The organism is Luteimonas sp. AC640a, assembly GCF_979256585.1.
This window is the reverse complement of record NZ_CEEDOV010000007.1, coordinates 490230-508534: the sequence shown is the minus strand read 5'-3', so window position 1 is coordinate 508534 and position 18305 is coordinate 490230. Positions and strand designations below refer to the sequence as shown.

Genomic DNA, 18305 nt, shown 5'->3' with positions numbered 1-18305 from the left:
TCCCAGCCCATCGCGCGCAAGCGCGCTCCTACAGGACAATAAAAAAGCCCCGGCATTGCCGGGGCTTTTGCGTGCAACCTGCAGCGAATTACGACTGCAGCGGAATCACGCGGATCTCGACGCGGCGGTTCAGCGCGCGGCCCTGATCCGTGCTGTTGTCGGCGATCGGACGCGTCTTGCCGAAGCCGACGATCTCGAAGCGCTGGCGCAGCAGGCCCTGGCCGATCAGGTAATTGCCGACCGAGTCCGCGCGCTGCTGGGACAGACGCTGGTTGACCGCGTCCGTGCCGACGCTGTCGGTATGGCCGGAGATCTCGACGATCGTCTGGTCGTACTCGGCGAGCGTGCGCGCGACGTTATTGAGCGCCGGGTAGAACTGCGACTTGAGGTCGGCCTTGCCGAAGTCGAAGGTCACGCCGTCGGGCAGGTTGAGCTTGATGACGTCGCCATCGCGATCGACCTGGATGCCGGTGCCCTGGGTCTGGCGACGCAGTTCGGCTTCCTGACGATCCTGATAGACGCCGACAGCGCCGCCGGCAAGACCGCCGACACCGGCGCCGACCATTGCGCGCTGACGGCGCTCGGTCGCATCGCCACCGCTGAGCAGACCGGCGACCGCGCCGATGCCCGCGCCGATCAATGCGTTGTTGCGGGTGCGGTTCGCGTCATCCGGTGCGTTGGTCTGGCCGGTGTACGTGGCGCAGCTCGACAGCAGCAGCGTGCTTGCGAGCGCGGTGGTGAGGCCTGCAGTGGTGAGTCGGCGCATGGTGTCGGTCTCCTGGTGTCCGGTACGGGCGAAGGTGCCCGGAGCGTTGAATTCGGAGCCGAACTTAGCGTGTTCAGAATGCACGCTGGGTGACGGGGTATGCGTCTGGACGGACATCGTTCAGCACGAATGCAGTGCATTGCACCATCGGTCGAGCATCGCCTCTGCCGCCTGCGCATCGAGTGCTTGCGACCAATCGCCCATCATCGCCAGATACAGCAGTGCATCGAACTCACGGCGGAAGTGCACGATCGCCGCGTCGGGGTCCGGCACCAGTCGCGCATCGGCGACGAGGCCGAAGTGCACCCGGTTGTCGTAACTGAGGATCGACAGACCGATGCCGATCGAACCGGTTTGCGGCACCCAGAACATCATCTCGCGCAATGCGCAGCCGGCCAGGTACAGCGGCTGCTCCGGTCCGGGCACATTGGTCGCAACTGCGGAGGCCTTGCGGCTGAAGAGATCGAGCGCGATGCCCTGCGCGGACTGTGGCGCCATCCCCAGCGCGGCCAGCAGGCCGAAGGCGACGATCGCCTGGCGCGATTCCTTGAGTTCGCGCATGCACGCAGCGACACGCTCGAGCCGACGCGCGGGATTGGGTTCACCCACCGGCAGCTCGAGGAACACCAGCCCGAAATGGTTGCCGAGCTTCTTCGCATGTTCGAGCGGACGCAGATTCACGGGGACGGTCGCGCGCAGCGTCAGGCCGTCGGGATCCGCGCCGCGTTCGCGCATGTACCCGCGCAACGCGCCGGCCGCTGCAGCCATCAGCACGTCGTTGACGGTGCAGTCGAACGCACGGCCAACAGCCTTGACCTCGTCCAGGCACAGCGGCTCGGCCCAGGCGACACGCTTGCTGACGCCAAGCTCGCCCCGCAGCATCGAAGGTGGATCGTCCGACAGTGACAGCGCATACAGCAGTTCGCGGGCGATTTCGCCGCCTTCGCGGGCCAGCATGTTCGCCAGCGTCGGATCGCGGTACATCGCCATGCCACGATCGAGCACCTGCCCGCCAAGTTTTTTGTAACGGGCGACCGCGCCGACACGTCGCTCCACACCAGCGCCATCGGCCTTGAGCCAGGCCTGCGGCAGGGTCTGCGCCGGCTGCGGATGGCGCTCGGTGTCGGTCAGCGACAGCAGCACCTGCACCAAGGCGATGCCGTCGGCGTAGCAGTGATGGATGCGCGCGACCAGCGCCGAACCGCCGGCGTAGTCCTCGACCAGATGGAACTGCCAGCGCGGCTTGCCGGGATCGAGCGGCGTCGAGGCGAGTTCGCCGGTGAACGCTTCCAGCGCGCGCTTTTCTTCGAGCGCACTGCTGCCCACCACGCGGCCCGGCAACGCGGCACGTCTGACATGCCAGTCGAGATCGAAGTGCCCATCCTCGATCCAGGTCGCGCCGGTTGTGGCGTCGACGGCTTTTTGCCGGAACCGCGCGTAGGCCAGGAACCGTTCGCCGACCAGGGCGCGCAATGCATCCACCGACATCCGCTCGGTGAACACCAGCACGGCGGTGATCATCATCGGATTGGTCGGCCGCTCCATGCGCAGCCATGCGGTGTCGACCCGCGTCATCGGCTGGCGGCGCAGGCGCCTGCGGCGCGGTGGTGCGGCGGTCTCGGCCATCTCCCCTCCCAAGAAGTCAGCCGGTCGAGTGGATCACGCGACCGCGGCAGGGTCAACGCTCGGTACCCACCTGCTCCAGTCCGTCTTGCGCGCGAACAGAGGGTCGCGTCGGCACACATCAAACCCAGGCTATCGTCGATGCGTGCGCATTCCGCACGCCGCAGCAGCGCGTCGAACGAAACTCAGCGCGAGGCCTGATAAGCGGCGAGCGCGGCCTCACGACCTTCGGCCAGATCCACAATGGGCGTGCGCGGGTAATCCGGCGCAACGGCCTTCAATCGATCGGGATCGGTCCAGGGACTGGCACGCAACGGCATCGGCAAGCCCGCGAGCTCAGGCACCCATCGGGCGATGTAGCTGCCATCGGGATCGAACTTCAGCGCCTGCGTGACCGGATTGAAGACGCGGAAATACGGCGACGCATCCGCACCGGTGCCCCCGATCCACTGCCAGCCCAAGGTGTTGTTGGCGAGATCCCCATCGACCAGGGTGTCCCAGAACCAGTGGGCACCTTCGCGCCAGTGGATGCGCATGTGCTTGCACAGCCAGCTGCCGACGATCATGCGCACGCGGTTGTGCATCCAGCCCACATGCCAGAGCTCACGCATCCCGGCGTCGACAATCGGCACGCCTGTACGCCCCTGCTGCCAGGCCTCGAGCCGGGCTGCGTCACTGCGTGCCCACTTGAAGCGCGCGAACCGCGGATTGAAATCCTGCTCGGGCGTCTTCGGAAAATGATGCAGCAGGTGATGGGAAAACTCGCGCCAGCCCAGCTCTCGGACATAGGCATCGATGTCGGGCGCGGTGGAAGCATTGCGTTCGCCCTCCAGAGCGGCGACCACGCGCCACGGCGCGATCTCGCCGAAATGCAGATGCGGCGACAGGCGCGAGGTGCCCGCCTGGTCGGGGCGATCGCGACCTGCGCGGTAGCCACGCAACGCGCCATCGATGAAGACTTCCAGGGCTTCGTGCGCGCCGGCCTCGCCCGGTTGCCAGAAGTCCCAGAATCCGGCGTCCCAGGACAACGATGTCGCCAGACGGAGATCCTCGAGCGCCACACCCGCCGGTCCGCTGTCCACGTCCGCCAGCACGCGCGGTGCATCCCAGGTCTCCGGCAAGCGCAACTCAGTCAGCGCCTTGCGCCAGAACGGCGTGAACACCTTGTACGGCCCGCCCTGCCCGGTCTGCAGTGACCAGGGTTCCAGCATCAGCGCGCCGTTGTGGCTCTCGGCGCGCACGCCTGATTCACGCAGATCGCGCTTGATCCGGGTATCGCGTGTTTCGATCGCAGGGTCGTAGCGCCGGTTCCAGAACACGGCTTCCGCGTTGCAGGTGTCGACGAGCGTTTCGAGCGTGGCCTGGCTGGGGCCATGGAACAGCCGCAGGCGGCTGCCACGTGCGCGCAGCTCGGCATCCAGGGCGGCCAGCGAACGATGGCGCCATGCATTTGAAGCGGCGCCCGGGCGCCAGTCGCCTTCCTCATCGGGCGCATGGATGTAGACACACACCGGTGCCAGACCTGCGTCCAATGCGGCGCGCAGCGCCGGGTTGTCATCGAGTCGGAGGTCGTTCCGGAACCAGACGATCGCATTTGCCACAGCGCCTCTCCCCTTGCGCCCAAAACTGCGGCGGACATTCTCTGAATAGCCGTGAGGATCGTGAGAAAACGATGCGCTGTAGACCACAGCGAACGCGGAAGCAGGCCATCAACGGCCGCCGCGCGGGAACCCGCGAACGGGATCGGTCACAATATCGGGCCTGCGAACGCGTTGTCCGCGTCTATGAGCCGATTGCCCCTGTGACTGCCTCCCCGTTTCCTCTCGAAGCCAGCCCGACCGACGCCCAGCGCGCGATCGCTGAAGAATTCGCGTTCTTCGGCGACTGGTCCGAGCGCTACCAGTACCTCATCGATCTCGGTCGCAAGCTGCCCGAGTTTCCCGATGCACTGAAGACCGAAGAACACCGCCTGCATGGTTGCCAGTCGATGGTGTGGATCGTCGCGTCCGGCGATGCGCAGCGTCTAGAGTTCGCAGCTGCCAGTGATTCGGCGATCGTCTCCGGCCTGATCTATCTGGCCCTGCGCGTCTACGGCGGCCGCAGCGCGCGCGAGATCGTCGACACCGATGCCGATTACATCGGCGACATCGGACTGGCGAAGCACCTGTCGCCGACCCGCAACAACGGCCTGGCCGCCCTGCTCGCCTTCATCCGCGACCGCGCGCAGCGCGCGCTGGCGTGAGCACGGCGCCACGGGAGCCTGACAAACCAGGCCCCTCTGATTCCAGTCGCGCGGCGCCGCTGCGCAACCGCAATTTCCGCGCCCTTCTGGGCTATCGCATCTTCACGATCCTGTCGTACCAGATCGTCGCGGTCACGGCCGGCTGGCACATCTACGCCGAAACCGGCAATCCGTGGATGCTCGGCCTCATCGGTCTGGCCGAGGTGCTGCCCTACTTCTGCGTCGCACCGTTCGCGGGCTATCTGGTCGACCAGCTGCCGCGGCGCACACTCGGCATGGCCGCCGCCGCGGGTCTGGCGGTCACGCCGCTGCTGCTCGCACTGCTGACCTCCGGGCTGATCACCGGCAGCATCTGGCTGTTGTACCTGCCGATCATGCTGACCGGCATGGTCCGCGCGTTTCTCGGGCCTGTTTACAACGCGCTGTTCGCCCGCGTGCTGCCGCGCGACCAGTTCGTGCGCGGCGCGAGTCTGGGCAGCATCGTCTTCCAGAGCGCGCTGGTGATCGGCCCGGCGATCGGCGGCCTGCTGATCAAGCCGCTCGGCATTCCCGGCGTGTTCCTGCTGGCGTCGATCCTCGCGCTGGTGGTGATCGTGTTTCTCGGCCGCATGGGCGTCACCGAACCACCGCAGCAGCTGCAGCGCGAGCCGGTATTCGCCAGCATCGCCGAAGGCGCGCGCTTCGTGTTCGGACATCAGATCCTGCTCGCTGCGCTGGCGCTGGACATGTTCGCGGTGCTGTTCGGCGGCGCGATCTCGCTGGCGCCGGCCTTCATCCACGACATTCTCGCCTACGGCCCGGAAGGTCTGGGCATCCTGCGCGGTGCGCCCGCGCTGGGCTCAGTTGCGATGGGCATCTGGCTGGCGCGCAATCCGATCCAGCGCAACGCAGGCCGTTTTTTGCTGTGCGCGGTCGCCGGTTTCGGCCTGTGCATGGTCGGCTTCGGCCTGTCGACGGCGTTCTGGCTGTCGGCATTCTTCCTGATGCTGTCGGGCATGTGCGACGGCGTGTCGGTGGTGATGCGCTCGACGATCATGCAGCTCTCGACGCCCGACCACATGCGCGGGCGGGTGTCGTCGATCAATGGCCTCTTCGTGGGATCGTCGAACGAGATCGGCGCGTTCTACATGGGCTCGATGGCACGCCTGCTGGGCCTGGTGCCGGCGGTCGTCATCGGCGGCTGCGTGACGATGGGCGTGGTCGCGACGACAGCACTGAAGGCGCCGAAGCTGCGCAGGTTGGATCTGCGGGAACTGACGTGACGGGCAGGATTGGAGATGACCAGCCATTCGGCTGTTGAAAACCGGGACTGGTGATTCGAAAATGCAACGGACGCACACGAAAAAGCCCGCCATTGGCGGGCTTTTTCTTCATGGAACCGAGGGAATGGCGGCGACCGAGTGCTTCAAATCACGAATCACCGCGTTCCGATCAGTCCCCCATCTGCTTCTGCATATGTTCCCAGCGTTCCTGCTCGTCGATCGTACGCTCGGCGGTCAGACGTGCTTCGAGTCGGTCGAGACCGATCTCCTCGCCCGAATCGACGCTGTACCCGTACTCGTTCGCATCCACGCGCTTGAGCGTGCTGTCGATCTTGCCGATCAGCTTGCGATAGCGGTCGCGGGTCCGCAGTTCGAGCGAGTTCTCAGTTTCGCGGGTCGCACGTTCGGCTTCGTCGCCGACGTCACGCACTTCGTCCTTGAGATTCTCGATCGTCTGCTTGGATTCCTCGACCAGATCCGCACGCCAGTTCAGTAGACGCTGACGGAAGTACTCGAGCTGCAACGCACTCATGTACTCCTCGTCGGCGCCGGGCTTGTAGCCCTGCGGAAGAATGGGACGACCTGTTTCTGCATCGGTCTTGTACTGCACGACCTTCACCTTTGTTCTTGGCGCCGGCTCTTGCTGGCGCGCAACGCCCGCGACGGCGACTTTGCCGACCGGACGTGGACGCTTCGTGGGAGTGGATGCCGGCACCGGCTTCGGCGCGGCGGCTTTCGCCGGAGCGGGAGCCTTCTTCGGGGCCTCCGTCTTCGGGGCGGCAGCGGACTTGTCGGCAATCGACTTGGCCGATGCTGCCTTCTTCGCGACGGGCTTGGTCACCGCTGCGGGAGCAGCGGCCTTCGGCTTCGTCACAGGCGGGGTGGCCGCGGCGTTCGCCGGGGTTGCCTTCGCCGTTTTCTTCGCAGGCGCGCCCTTCGCAGGCACGTTCTTGGCAGCCGCCTTCGCCGGCGCTGCCTTGGTGGCAGGCTTGGGCGGCGCCGGCTTCTTCGCGGGTGCCTTGACCGGCGCCTTCTTCGCAGCCGACTTGGCGGGCGCGGCCTTGGCGACGGGCTTCTTCGGGGCCGGTGCCTTCTTGGCGGGTGGCTTGGTGACGGGGGCAGCCTTCTTCCCGACGGCTGCCTTCGCGGCGGGCTTTGCGGCCTTCTTGACGGCCTTCTTTGCGGGTTTCTTGACTGCCACGTGCTGCGATCCTTGTCATTCCCTTGGGCGGGGAAGCGGCGTGTTATACCCTGCATGCCCCTGCAGCAGCAACCGTCCCGACCACCGTGTTCATCGCCCCTGCCGAGATGCCGTGATCGCGCGCCTGCTCATCTTCCTGCTGCGCGGCTACAAGCGCTTCATCAGCCCACTGCTCGGCCCGCGCTGCCGCTTCCATCCCAGCTGCTCGTCGTACGCGATGGTCGCCATCGCCCGCTTCGGCGTGTTGCGTGGCGGCTGGCTCGCGCTGCGCCGCCTGTCGCGCTGCCATCCCCTGCATCCGGGCGGGAACGACCCCGTGCCGATGCCGAACCTGGACCCCAAGCCATGACCTCGACCCTGATCCGCAACGCACGCCTCGTCAACGAAGGCCGCATCTTCGACGGCGACCTGCGCGTCGGCGCAGATGGCCGCATCGCCGCGATCGGCGGCGACCTCGCCGCCCGCGATGGCGACACCATCATCGACGCCGCCGGCCGCTGGCTGCTGCCCGGCATGATCGACGACCAGGTGCACTTCCGTGAGCCGGGCATGGAGCACAAGGCCGACATGGCGACCGAGTCGGCCGCCGCCATCGCCGGTGGCCTGACCAGTTTCATGGACATGCCCAACACCAGCCCGCCGACCCTCAGCGCCGACGTGCTGCAGGACAAGTACGACCGCGCAGCCGGCCGCGCCCGCGCGAACTACGGCTTCTACATGGGCGCGAGCAACGACAACCTCGACCACGTGCGCCGCATCGACCCGCTGACCACGCCGGGCGTCAAGGTATTCATGGGCGCCTCGACTGGCAACATGCTGGTCGACAATCCCGAGACGCTCGACGGTATCTTCCGCGAGACCCCGGTGCCGATCATCACGCACTGCGAGGACACGCCGACGATCGACGCGATCCAGCGCGAATACGTGGCCAGGTACGGCGACGACATTCCGGCCGAATTTCACCCGGACATCCGCTCACGCGAGGCCTGCATGAAGTCGACGCAGCTGGCGCTGTCGCTGGCGCGCCGTCACGACACCCGTCTGCACGTGCTGCACATCTCGACCGCCGACGAGCTGGCGCTGTTCGAGCGCGGCCCGCTGGTCGATGCCGCTGGCAGGCTGCGCAAGCGCATCACGGCCGAAACCTGCATCCACTTCCTGCGCTTCGACCGCGCCGATTACGCGCGCCTGGGCCACAAGATCAAGTGCAACCCGGCGATCAAGGACGCGTCCGACCGCGAAGCGCTGCTGCGTGCGCTGGCCGACGACGTCATCGACGTGCTCGCGACCGACCATGCGCCGCATCTGCTGAGCGAGAAGGAGAATCCGTACACGCGTGCGCCGAGCGGCCTGCCGCTGGTGCAGTTCGCGCTCAACGCCGCGCTCGAATGCGTGCACGAAGGCCACTTCGACATCACCCGCGTCGTGCAGAAGTTCGCGCACGCGCCGGCGCAGCTGTTCGACGTCGCCGAACGCGGCTTCCTGCGCGAGGGCTATTTCGCCGATCTGGTGATGGTGGAGGACACGCCGTTCACCGTGACGCGCGAGCAGGTGCTGTCGAAGTGCGGCTGGTCGCCCTTCGAAGGAACGACGTTCCGTTCGCGGATCGCCTCGACCTGGGTCAACGGTCGTCTCGCATGGGACGGCGCGCAGCTCGTCGGCGAAGCGGCCGGCCAGCGTCTCGCGTTCGCGCGCTGAGGCATCGGCGCGACACCGTGTCTTCATTGCCGGGTGCGTAGCGTGCCTGCGCATTCCATATCCCGCCCGGACCACCGCATGCCCCTGCCCCGCCTTTTGCCGCTCGCGTATCTCCTCATCGTTGCAGTGCTGGTATTCGCAACGCCGCTGTCTGCACAGGACGCGGGCGATGTGCGGTTCCCGGCGCAGGTGCAGCAGGGCAGCCTCGTGATCGGCAAGGTGCCGGCCGGCAGCCAGGTCCAATACCGCGACCGTGCGCTGCGCGTCAGCGGCTACGGCACCGTGGTGCTGGGCGTCGGGCGTGACGAAGCCGGCCCTGTGCAGGTCGACGTCACGCGCGCGGACGGCAGCCGCCAGTCGGCGTCGATCGCGATCACGCCCCGCGACTGGCCGGTCGAGCGCGTCAACGGCGTGCCGCCGGCCACGGTGAATCCGCCGCCGGCGATCGCGGAACGGATCCGCCGCGAACAGGCGCAGGTCACCGAAGCGCGCGTGCGCGACGACGACCGCGTGGATTTCGGGAACGGTTTCATCCGTCCGGTCGAAGGCCGCATCAGCGGACGCTTCGGTCGCGCGCGTTCGTACAACGGCCAGCCGGGCTCACCGCATTCGGGCATGGACATCGCCGCGCCCACCGGCACGCCAGTCAAAGCGCCGGCTGCGGGCATCGTCACGTTCGCGGGACCTGATCTTTATCTGACCGGCGGCACGCTGCTGCTCGACCACGGGCATGGCGTGAGCTCGAACTTCCTGCACCTGTCGCGCATCGACGCGAAGGTGGGCGATCGCGTCGAACAGGGCCAGATCATCGGCGCCGTCGGTGCGACGGGGCGCGCGACCGGGCCGCATCTGCACTGGGGCATGAACTGGCTGGACGTGCGGGTGGATCCGCAGCTGGTGCTGGAGCGTTGAGGTCGTGGCGTTGAAAGATACGACCGTCGCATTGTGGGCATCTCACCCCGCGTCGGCGCGATGTCTCAGCGTGATCTTGGGCATTGTCACCACGGTGGGTTGTGCCGGCGCGCAGCAATTGGATTCAGATCGTTTGCACGGCAATTCTCCCAACGCCGGCAACACGACGGGGCGCGAAATCCCCGATAGCGCAGTTCGCGTGCCCGCGAAGGTCGAGGCCCTCACAATTCTGGAAGGGCGCGCGCCGCCGACCAGTGTGGTCGAAACGCAAACTGGAAGCGTGACCGTCGGCGACGACGGGCGATTCGCCCTTCAGGCGCCTTCGGAAGGCACGTGGACGATCCGTGTGCGACGCCCTGCCCCGTTGACGCCGCTTCGCTTCAATGTGCTCGTGCATCGCGGCGGACAAGACTGACATCTTTGTGTTGTGCGGTTAGCATCGATGAACGCCTGCTGATCAAGTACGGCGTTCATCACACACAGGGATAGTTAGCATGACTTTACGCAGTTCTCGTTCCGTCCGGCCGCTTCGTTTTGCGCGCACGCCACTTGCGCTGGCGATCACCGGCGGTCTTTTGATGTCCACTGCATTCGGAAGCGCGAACGCTTCCGCCGCTGCAGCGGACGACGCAGTCCGCACGGTGATCCAAGAGGCCTTCGATGCGACGCAGCGGGTGTCGGCCGTGCCCACAGGCAACCTGGCCGCGTCCCAGAATTTCAGCAAGACCTGGCATCGCGCTGCGCCGATTGCAGCAGTGCGGAGCGATATGCACCAGCAGACAGTCGCCGCTGCTGACCTGCCTTCATCGCCTTCGGATCCGCAATCGTGGGTCACGGAAGAGTTCCAAGCCGACTGGGGTCTGGAAGTCATCAACGCACACCACGCGTATGCGAGGGGGTTGAGTGGTGCGGGCGTACGCCTCGGCCTGCTCGATTCCGGCGCGGGCTTCGACCATCCCGAGTTCGCGGGCAAGGAGCACCGCTCGATCACGATGGCCGATGTACTCGAAGACGGCACCCTGTGCGGCAATACCAGCGCGCTCGCCGGACCCGAAGCCTGTTTCTATTCCGAAGGCGACCAAGTCGCGATCGACGGCGAGTACTACGACCCGGCACTGGCCGCGTTCTTCCCCAACCCCGCCAATGACTACCTCTGGGGCAACACGTTCTTCTCGTTCAACAGCCACGGCACGCATGTCGCCGGAACGATCGCCGCCAACCGGGATGGCAGTGGCATGCACGGTGTGGCCTTCGGTGCGGACCTCAGCTCGGGCCGCCTGTTCAACGACAGCCTGACCATTGTCGACCTGCCTTGCATTCTGTTGAACCAGTGCGAGACGTACGGCACATCGGCCGGCAGCACTGCCTTCGCCCAGATGTACGATCAGGCGATCGATCACGGCGTGCGCGCCATGAATCACAGCTGGGGCTACACGTACACCGCCTATACCCCGGAGGAAGCGGCGTATTACCACGAACTGCTGATGGCGACGCCTTCTATCGCGGCGACGTTCGAGGAAATGACGGAAGCATCGCGCCGCTCCGGCATGATCCAGGTCGTGGCTGCCGGCAACAGTGGCGTCAACGCCTCTCCTGAAGCCAGCCCGCAGGCGACGGCACCCGCTACCTTGCCGGCGATCTTTGCCGACATCGAGCAGTACTGGGTCAGCGTGGTGAATCTCAACGAGACGGGCGTACTGAGCGATCGCTCGATGAAGTGCGGCATCACCGCACAATGGTGCATTGCCGCCCCGGGCAGCTTCATCACCTCGACGGTGTTCGACAGCGAACTCGTTCAGGGCGACTGGTTCATCGATGACGCGGGCAACCTGCGCTATGAGTTCGACAGCCGCGAAGGTCTGCCGGGCTTTGCCGATTACTCCGGCACGTCCATGGCCGCGCCCCACGTGACGGGTGCCCTCGGCCTGCTGTTCGAACGCTTCCCTTACCTGCAGGGTTTCCAGGTTCGAGATGTGATGCTGACCACCGCCACCGACCTGGGCGAGGAAGGCGTCGACGAGATCTATGGATGGGGACTGCTGAACCTGGAAGCGGCCATCGAAGGCTACGGTTCCCTGCGGGTGGATACCGACGTGGTGATGGACCTGGCGGCCGGTGGACGCAAGGTCTGGGAAGGTGACGCCTGGGACATGTGGAGCAACGACATCGGGGGTCCGGGTCGCCTCGGTTTCCACTCGAATGTTGGCGGCTGGCTACGCCTGGATGGCGACAACAGCTTCAATGGCGCCAGCGTCACCGGCGGCACCCTCGAAATGCGCGGCCGCAATACCCTGACAGATGATGTCGTGGTGTCAGGCGGGCGCTTGCTGATCGATGCACAGGGCAGCCTGGTCGGTAGCGCACTCACTGTGCGGGGGTCGGAAGATGGAACGACGGGCGGTATGGCGATCGTCAACGGCACCGTGACCGGCGCTTCGACGCGCGTTGAAGCCGGCGGCCTGCTCGGCGGCAGCGGCACGCTAGGCGATACCTGGGTGTCGGGCACCATCGCACCGGGCAATTCGATCGGCACGCTTACGATCGACGGGGATTACACCCAGACTGCAGGCGCGACCCTGGTCGCCGAACTGCAGCCACCGGATCAGGCCGACCTGCTCGAAGTCACCGGTTCCGCAACGCTGCTCGGCGGCACTCTGCTGGCGCGCCAACTGCCGGGTACGTTCCTGCTTGGACAGGAATACCGGATCTTGTCTGCAGCTGGCGGCATCACCGGGACGTTCGACACCGTCGACACCGGTGCACTGTCACCGTTCCTCTCGCTGTCGATGCTGTACGGCGCGAACGCGCTCGATGTCGGCGTTGTAAGGGGCGCAGCGCTTGCAAGTGCAGCCCGGAGTGACAACCAGTGGGCGGTCGCCAACGCCGTCGACGCGCTCCCCGACAACCAGGGACTGCTTGTTCCGATCACCCTTCTCAGTGAAGCTGCGGCGCCCCGCGCATTCGACCAGCTCTCCGGCGAGGTGCATGCGAGCGCCCAGCAGGTGTTGCTCGACAGCGGGCGCCTGGTCCGCGATGCCGCGCTCGCGCGCGCATCTGCAGGCTCAGACGCCTTCGGCGGGCAGCGCGATGCCGACGCCAACACTGGCGCATGGGTGGAGGTACACCGCCAAGGCGGGCACATCGCGGATGATGGCAACGCCGCGCGTACGCAGCACAACGGCTCCGCTGCCCTGGTTGGCATCGACCGGCAGTTCGACGGCGGATGGCGCATGGGCGTGTTCGGCGGTGTCGGCAGCACCGATTTCGACGTGCGCAGCCGCGCTTCGAAGGGCGAAGCCGACACGCGTCACGTGGGCATCTATGGCAGCCAGACATGGAACGGGTTCGGCATTCGTGCCGGCTACACGCACGCCTGGCATGAACTCGACATCCAGCGCGATGTCAGCTTCTCCGGTTTCGTCGACGGCGTGCACGGCCGTTACGATGCGGACGGCTGGCAGGCGTTCGCCGAAGTGGGCTATCGCTTCGACGCCGGCAACTGGGAGATCGAGCCCTACCTGCAGTACGCCCATGTCGAGCTCGACACCGACGGTTTCACCGAGGACGGCGGCGCGGCTGCATTGCGCGGGCGCGATGCCAACGCACGTGTGGATCTGGGAACGGCGGGCGTCCGGCTTGCGGTCAACCCGAGCGGCTCGTCTCAAGAGCAGAGCTGGCTGAGCCTGCGCGGCAATCTAGGCTATCGCTATGCGGGCGGCAACCAGGGGCAGACGACGCAACTCTCGTTCGACGGCACCCAGTGGTATGGCGTGCGGAGTCCTGTCATCCGGGACGAAGCCATGCTCGTCGAACTGGGCTTTGCCGCCAGAACGACCGCGAACAGCATGCTTGAGTTCGGCTACAGCGGCGCGCTGTCGGACGACGCACGCGACCACGGCGCCAACGCCAGGTTCTCACTGCAGTTCTGAGAATCCGGCTGCGCTGCAGACGAAGGGCGGCTCCGGCCGCCCTTCTTTTTTGTCTGGAGCATGTGCATCACAGCGTCCTACGTACCCGGGGCACGCCCCCCACGGTGGCCCCCTCTTACGCGTGGAAGCCCGACGCCCACAGTACCGTGCGATCTGCAGCGCATCGGCTGCTTTGCCTGGGGCAGCGCAGACAACCGGACTTACGGCCCACTCACCCGCGCCACCGCGTCATGCGCGTGCAGGCTTTCGAAGTGCGAGACCTTGGCTTCGAACCGCGTCACGCGCGGGTCGGCCGACAGCGCCGCGGCGACGCGGCGGGCGGCGTCTTCGCAGAACATCAGGTTTTCGGCATTGAGACTGGCGAACGCCTGCTCGTCCTCGCGCTTGACCGCGGTCTGCACCGGCGTGCCGAGCGCATGTTCCAGCGCATCGACGATCGCGAGAATCGGAAACGTGTCGACGTCCGCGCCCAGGGTCAGGCGGACGTCGGCGCGGCTGCGCTGGGCGTGCGGCGTCGCGGCGAGACCGCGCGGCGATTCCAGCCAGTCGCGCACCGCGTCGTATCCGCTCGTCTCCGGTGTGAAATCGCCGGCGAAACGCGCGGCGTTGAGCTGGCGCGACAGCGCTGCCGATGCCGGACAGGTGCTCGAATACTCGACCGACAGCGACAGCGTCAGCGCCAGACCATCCGGGCCGAGCACGGCGTCGATCTCGACCGGATAGGTTTTCCAGCCGCTGTGCGCGCTGGCCAGTGCGGCGCGTCGCAGCAGTTGGCCGTAGCGCAGCGTGAGCTGCACACGATCGGCGAGACCGCGCTGCGAGTCGATGCAGTCGCGCAGCACGCGCGCCAGCGTGTCGCGATCCAGCACCTGGCTCGACAGTGCGTCCTGCAGATGCAGGTACAGGCGCGACATATGGATGCCGCGTGCGTCGGGATCGATCAGGTTCACGCCGATGTCGGCCGAGGCCGGCACCGTGACCGCGCCGCCAGCCGCATTCTCGATGCGCAGCGGCAATGCGATGTTGCCCATGCCCACCCAGTCCAGCAGGCGCGCGGCCTGGGCCTGGTCGCCGGCGACGTCGGGAAGGCGGTCGATGGAGGATGCGGTGCTCAAGACGGGACTCGTGGCGTTGGGCGGGAATGACACGACGGGCGCCGGTGTGCGGCGCCCGTCGTGGGTGTCCAGTCTACCGGCTCGTCCGCATCGACCCCCGCAACGCTGCGTTTCCGCGCCCGGCCGCGCAGCCGATGTTCAGCGCGGACGCGCGGCCCGCCAGCTCGACCACAGCACGCGCGGACCGGGCACGGGACGACTCACGCCATCGCGCGCGAGCACACGCAGACGCGCGCCGAGGATCGCGTTCGCGATCCGTCGCGGACGCGTGCCGGCACCCGGCGCGGGCCATTCGGCCAGCAGATGCGCGGCGAGCGACTGGTCCGTGCGCACGAAGGCCTGCATCGCCAGCAGCGGCGTGGCATCGATACGACCGTCGCCGCTGTCACGACTGCCATCGCCGAACAGGCGCGATTCGCAGGCGGCGATCGCCAACGCGAAATCCTGCAACTGGGCGAGATTGCGCGCGGTATCGGCGGGATGCTCGCGGGTCGCGGGCAACAGGCGAAGCGCCAGGGCGAGCGTCTGCCAAGGCGCATCGACGCGCTGCAGCTGCGACCCGAGCGGATGCCGGCGCGCGCCCTTGCCCCAACCCTGTAGCTCGTCCTGCCACCACGCGAGTTTCGCCAGACCCGGCGTCGCGTCGGTGCCGGCCCAGGCCGCATCGCATAACTCGTCGAGCAGCGAGAACCACGGCGCCGCGCGCTCACGCTGCTCGGGTGCGACGAAGGCCATGCCGATGCGCCATTCCGGCCAACGCGCCTGCCACTTGCCGACGAAATCCTCGTCGCCCGATTGCATCACCGCGCTCATCGCTGCGGCCAGCCGGCGGGTTCGACCAGCGCATGCACCGCGTCCAGCATCACATCGCCCTGCCAAGTAACGGGATCGTCGTCGTCGAGCCGATAGCCCCACAAGGCGACGACCGACGGCATGCCGGCCGCGCGTGCCGCAGCGATGTCGCGTGCGTCGTCGCCGACATAGACGCAGTCCGCCGGCGCGATGCCGATCGCAGCCGCCGCGTGCAGCAGCGGCAGTGGATGCGGTTTACGTTCGGCCAGCGTGTCGCCGCCGATCAGCACGGCGCAGCGGTCCTGCCAGCCGAGCTGCGGCAGGATCTGCGCTGCGAGGTACTCGGGCTTGTTGGTGACGATGCCCCACGGCGTGCCAGCCGCTTCGAGCGCGGCCAGCATTGGTTCGACGCCGTCGAACAGCACGCTGTGGCGGCCGAGCTCTTCGGCGTAGACCGCCAGAAACTCGGGCACCAGCGCGGCCACGCCTTCGGCATCGAGCTCGGGAAACGCGACCGAGGCCATCGCGCGTGCGCCACGCGAGACCACCGGGCGGATATCGGGCAACGCCAGCGAAGGGCGACCGCGGCTCGACAGCATCCGGTTGACGGTCGCGAGCATGTCGGGCGCGCTGTCGAGCAGCGTGCCGTCGAGATCGAACAATGCGCCGGCCGGAAACCGGTTGGCGGGACTGGAATCGCTCACTGCGGTTTCCGCGCCCAGGCCAGGTAATTCACGTCGGTGCGCGGAATCAGCCGCGCGCCATTGCGCCACGGCTCGTACATCAGACCGGTGACGTCCTGCAGTTCAAGGCCGGCTTCGCGCAGCCAGCCGCCCAGCTCGGACGGCTTGATGAAGGCCGCGTACTGGTGCGTGCCACGCGGCAACAGGCGCGCCACATATTCGGCGCCGACGATGGCCAGCGCGAACGCCGCCGGCGTGCGGTTGAGCGTGGACACGAACAGCGAGCCGCCCGGCTTGAGCAGCGTGGCGCAGGCTTTCAGAATCGCGGCCGGATCCGGTACGTGCTCGAGCATTTCCATGCAGGTCACCGCATCGAAGCTGCCCGGCTGCTCGGCAGCCAGCGATTCGACCGACTGCACGCGATAATCGACCTGCACGCCGCTTTCGAGGCCGTGCATTTTCGCGACCTTGACCAGATCTTCGGCCAGATCGATCGCGGTGACGCGCGCACTGCGCTGCGCCAGCGCCTCGCTGAGCAGGCCGCCGCCGCACCCGACATCGAGAATGCGCGCGTCGTCGAGACGGGTGCGCTCGCGCACGTAGTCGAGCCGCACCGGATTGAGCGCATGCAGCGCCTTCTGCGGGCCGTCGGCATCCCACCAGCGGTTGGCGAGCGCGCCGAACTTGTCGAGTTCAGCCTGATGGAAGTTGTCGCGTGCTGCCGTCATTGCAGTGTCCTCATGCGCCGTTGCGCAGCGTGGCGATGCGTTCGCGCCATTGACGCGCGTTCGCGGTGATGGCGTCGAGATCGAAACCGATCAGGGTGCGCGACTGCAGCTTGGGCTGGCCGGCGATCCATACGTCGCCGACCTGGTGGCGGCCGGTCGCGTAGACCAGCTGCGAGACCACGTGATGCAATGGCTGGGTCTCGATCGGCGACAGATCGACGCAGATCAGGTCGGCCTGTTTGCCCGGCTCAATCGAACCGATGCGATCGCCGAAGCCGACCGCCTTCGCGCCGCCCAGCGTCGCCGCGCGCAGCGCGGTGAACGCATCGAAACCCGCGGCATCGTTGGCGACTGCCTTGGCCAGGATCGCCGCGGTGCGGGTCTCGCCGAACATGTCGAGATCGTTGTTGCTGGCCACCCCGTCAGTGCCGATCGCGAGGTTCACCCCGGCGCGTTCCAGCGCGCACGCCGGGCAGAAGCCCGACGCCAGCTTGAGATTGGATTCGGGGCAATGCACCACGCTGACACCACGCTCGGCGCACATGTGGATCTCGGCCTCGGTCAGCTGGGTCATGTGCACCGCGATCAGGCGGTCGTTGACCAGGCCGAGGCGATCGAGGCGTGCGAGTGGCCGCTGGCCGTGCTCGTCGATCGACTGCTGCACTTCCTGCGCAGTCTCATGCAGATGCAGATGTACCGGCAGATCCAGCTGGTCGGCGAGCATGCGGATACGTTCGAAGTTCGCGTCGCTGACCGTGTACGGCGCGTGCGGTGCGAAGGCCATCGAGATCAACGGATCGTCGCGCCACTGGTCGTGCACTTCGCCAGCACGTTCGAAATACTCGTCGTCGCTCGACGCCCACGCCGTGGGAAAATCGATGACCGGCAGGCCGACCCGCGCGCGGAAGCCGTGGCGCTTGTAGACCGCGGCCTGCACGTCGGGAAAGAAGTAGTTCTCGTTGACGCAGGTGGTGCCGCCGCGAATCATCTCGGCCAGCGCCAGGGTCACGCCATCGGCGACGAACTCGGGGCCGATCACCGCGCCTTCGATCGGCCAGATGTGCTCCTGCAGCCAGACCTTCAGCGGCAGATCGTCGGCGATGCCGCGCAGCAGCGTCATCGGGTTGTGCGTGTGCGCGTTGACCAGACCGGGCAGCAGCGCCGAATGTGGCCGCGACACCGTCTCGGCCGGTGCGAAACGCTGCCGCGCCTCTGCGATCGGCAAGACCGCGACGATGACGCCGCGATGCACTGCGACCGCGTGGTCGTCGAGCACCACCGCGTGCGGCTCGACCGGCACCACGTGCGCGGCTTCGATCAGCAGGTCGATGGATTGCGGGGTCGCGTCATGCAT

16 protein-coding genes are annotated in these 18305 nt (G+C 66.9%); 7 read left to right on the top strand and 9 right to left on the bottom strand.

Annotated features, from left to right (window positions below; genetic code table 11):
- Window positions 1-88 precede the first annotated feature (88 nt).
- From ACZ9YD_RS06570 to ACZ9YD_RS06560, 3 genes are all read right to left on the bottom strand, one after another.
- Entirely contained in the window at window positions 89-766 is a 678-nt protein-coding gene (locus ACZ9YD_RS06570) for a YiaD family glycine zipper/OmpA-like lipoprotein (RefSeq protein ID WP_465074316.1), read from the bottom strand.
- 120 nt (window positions 767-886) lie between these two features.
- A complete protein-coding gene (locus tag ACZ9YD_RS06565) occupies window positions 887-2392 on the bottom strand; it encodes a WS/DGAT/MGAT family O-acyltransferase (RefSeq protein ID WP_465074315.1) in 1506 nt (501 codons plus the stop codon).
- A gap of 182 nt (window positions 2393-2574) precedes the next feature.
- Window positions 2575-3990, bottom strand: a complete 1416-nt coding sequence (locus tag ACZ9YD_RS06560; protein ID WP_465074314.1) for a cryptochrome/photolyase family protein — start codon at window positions 3988-3990, stop codon at window positions 2575-2577.
- A 200-nt stretch (window positions 3991-4190) separates the two neighbouring features.
- Between ACZ9YD_RS06560 and ACZ9YD_RS06555 the strand changes: the two genes are divergently transcribed.
- Together ACZ9YD_RS06555 and ACZ9YD_RS06550 are read left to right on the top strand one after the other, a co-directional pair.
- Window positions 4191-4631 carry a SufE family protein gene (locus ACZ9YD_RS06555; RefSeq protein WP_465074313.1) on the top strand — a complete coding sequence of 147 codons (441 nt, stop codon included), beginning with the start codon at window positions 4191-4193 and terminating at the stop codon, window positions 4629-4631.
- On the top strand, window positions 4628-5893 hold the full coding sequence (locus ACZ9YD_RS06550; protein ID WP_465074312.1) for an MFS transporter: 1266 nt from the start codon (window positions 4628-4630) through the stop codon (window positions 5891-5893). The genes ACZ9YD_RS06555 and ACZ9YD_RS06550 overlap by 4 nt, the downstream gene beginning before the upstream one ends.
- A gap of 169 nt (window positions 5894-6062) precedes the next feature.
- Here ACZ9YD_RS06550 and dksA read toward each other — a convergent pair whose 3' ends face one another.
- Complete coding sequence (dksA, locus tag ACZ9YD_RS06545; protein WP_465074311.1) at window positions 6063-7094, bottom strand: RNA polymerase-binding protein DksA; 1032 nt, start codon at window positions 7092-7094, stop codon at window positions 6063-6065.
- Window positions 7095-7206: 112 nt separating this feature from the next.
- Here dksA and yidD point away from each other — a divergent pair, with 112 nt between their 5' ends.
- From yidD to ACZ9YD_RS06520, 5 genes are all read left to right on the top strand, one after another.
- The gene (yidD, locus tag ACZ9YD_RS06540; protein ID WP_232149548.1) at window positions 7207-7443 is read left to right on the top strand and encodes a membrane protein insertion efficiency factor YidD; all 237 of its coding nucleotides are present in this window, start codon (window positions 7207-7209) and stop codon (window positions 7441-7443) included.
- Window positions 7440-8792 (top strand): dihydroorotase, encoded by a 1353-nt coding sequence (locus tag ACZ9YD_RS06535; protein WP_465074310.1) that lies wholly within the window; start codon window positions 7440-7442, stop codon window positions 8790-8792. Before yidD ends, ACZ9YD_RS06535 begins: the two co-directional genes overlap by 4 nt.
- Window positions 8793-8870: 78 nt before the next feature.
- Entirely contained in the window at window positions 8871-9704 is an 834-nt protein-coding gene (locus ACZ9YD_RS06530) for a M23 family metallopeptidase (protein WP_465074309.1), read from the top strand.
- Between the two features lie 4 nt (window positions 9705-9708).
- Window positions 9709-10119 carry a hypothetical protein gene (locus ACZ9YD_RS06525; RefSeq protein ID WP_465074308.1) on the top strand — a complete coding sequence of 137 codons (411 nt, stop codon included), beginning with the start codon at window positions 9709-9711 and terminating at the stop codon, window positions 10117-10119.
- Window positions 10120-10282: 163 nt separating this feature from the next.
- Window positions 10283-13633 carry an autotransporter domain-containing protein gene (locus ACZ9YD_RS06520; RefSeq protein ID WP_465074307.1) on the top strand — a complete coding sequence of 1117 codons (3351 nt, stop codon included), beginning with the start codon at window positions 10283-10285 and terminating at the stop codon, window positions 13631-13633.
- A 200-nt stretch (window positions 13634-13833) separates the two neighbouring features.
- Here ACZ9YD_RS06520 and folE2 read toward each other — a convergent pair whose 3' ends face one another.
- From folE2 to ACZ9YD_RS06495, 5 genes are all read right to left on the bottom strand, one after another.
- The gene (folE2, locus tag ACZ9YD_RS06515; protein WP_465074306.1) at window positions 13834-14748 is read right to left on the bottom strand and encodes a GTP cyclohydrolase FolE2; all 915 of its coding nucleotides are present in this window, start codon (window positions 14746-14748) and stop codon (window positions 13834-13836) included.
- Between the two features lie 138 nt (window positions 14749-14886).
- Window positions 14887-15561: a hypothetical protein gene (locus tag ACZ9YD_RS06510; RefSeq protein WP_465074305.1), complete on the bottom strand. Its 675-nt coding sequence runs from the start codon at window positions 15559-15561 to the stop codon at window positions 14887-14889.
- Complete coding sequence (locus ACZ9YD_RS06505) at window positions 15558-16244, bottom strand: phosphoglycolate phosphatase (RefSeq protein ID WP_465074304.1); 687 nt, start codon at window positions 16242-16244, stop codon at window positions 15558-15560. Before ACZ9YD_RS06505 ends, ACZ9YD_RS06510 begins: the two co-directional genes overlap by 4 nt.
- A complete protein-coding gene (ubiG, locus tag ACZ9YD_RS06500) occupies window positions 16241-16951 on the bottom strand; it encodes a bifunctional 2-polyprenyl-6-hydroxyphenol methylase/3-demethylubiquinol 3-O-methyltransferase UbiG (RefSeq protein WP_465074303.1) in 711 nt (236 codons plus the stop codon). Before ubiG ends, ACZ9YD_RS06505 begins: the two co-directional genes overlap by 4 nt.
- Window positions 16952-16961: 10 nt before the next feature.
- Complete coding sequence (locus ACZ9YD_RS06495) at window positions 16962-18305, bottom strand: TRZ/ATZ family hydrolase (RefSeq protein ID WP_465074302.1); 1344 nt, start codon at window positions 18303-18305, stop codon at window positions 16962-16964.

Bases quoted from the DNA above. Each gene is read 5' to 3' on its own strand.
- ACZ9YD_RS06565 (WP_465074315.1), bottom strand. From the start codon at position 2,392: ATGGCCGAGACCGCCGCACCACCGCGCCGCAGGCGCCTGCGCCGCCAG.
- ACZ9YD_RS06510 (WP_465074305.1), bottom strand. From the start codon at position 15,561: ATGAGCGCGGTGATGCAATCGGGCGACGAGGATTTCGTCGGCAAGTGG.
- ACZ9YD_RS06495 (WP_465074302.1), bottom strand. From the start codon at position 18,305: ATGCATGACGCGACCCCGCAATCCATCGACCTGCTGATCGAAGCCGCG.
- ACZ9YD_RS06520 (WP_465074307.1), top strand. From the start codon at position 10,283: ATGTCCACTGCATTCGGAAGCGCGAACGCTTCCGCCGCTGCAGCGGAC.
- ACZ9YD_RS06530 (WP_465074309.1), top strand. From the start codon at position 8,871: ATGCCCCTGCCCCGCCTTTTGCCGCTCGCGTATCTCCTCATCGTTGCA.
- ubiG (WP_465074303.1), bottom strand. From the start codon at position 16,951: ATGACGGCAGCACGCGACAACTTCCATCAGGCTGAACTCGACAAGTTC.
- ACZ9YD_RS06570 (WP_465074316.1), bottom strand. From the start codon at position 766: ATGCGCCGACTCACCACTGCAGGCCTCACCACCGCGCTCGCAAGCACG.
- ACZ9YD_RS06535 (WP_465074310.1), top strand. From the start codon at position 7,440: ATGACCTCGACCCTGATCCGCAACGCACGCCTCGTCAACGAAGGCCGC.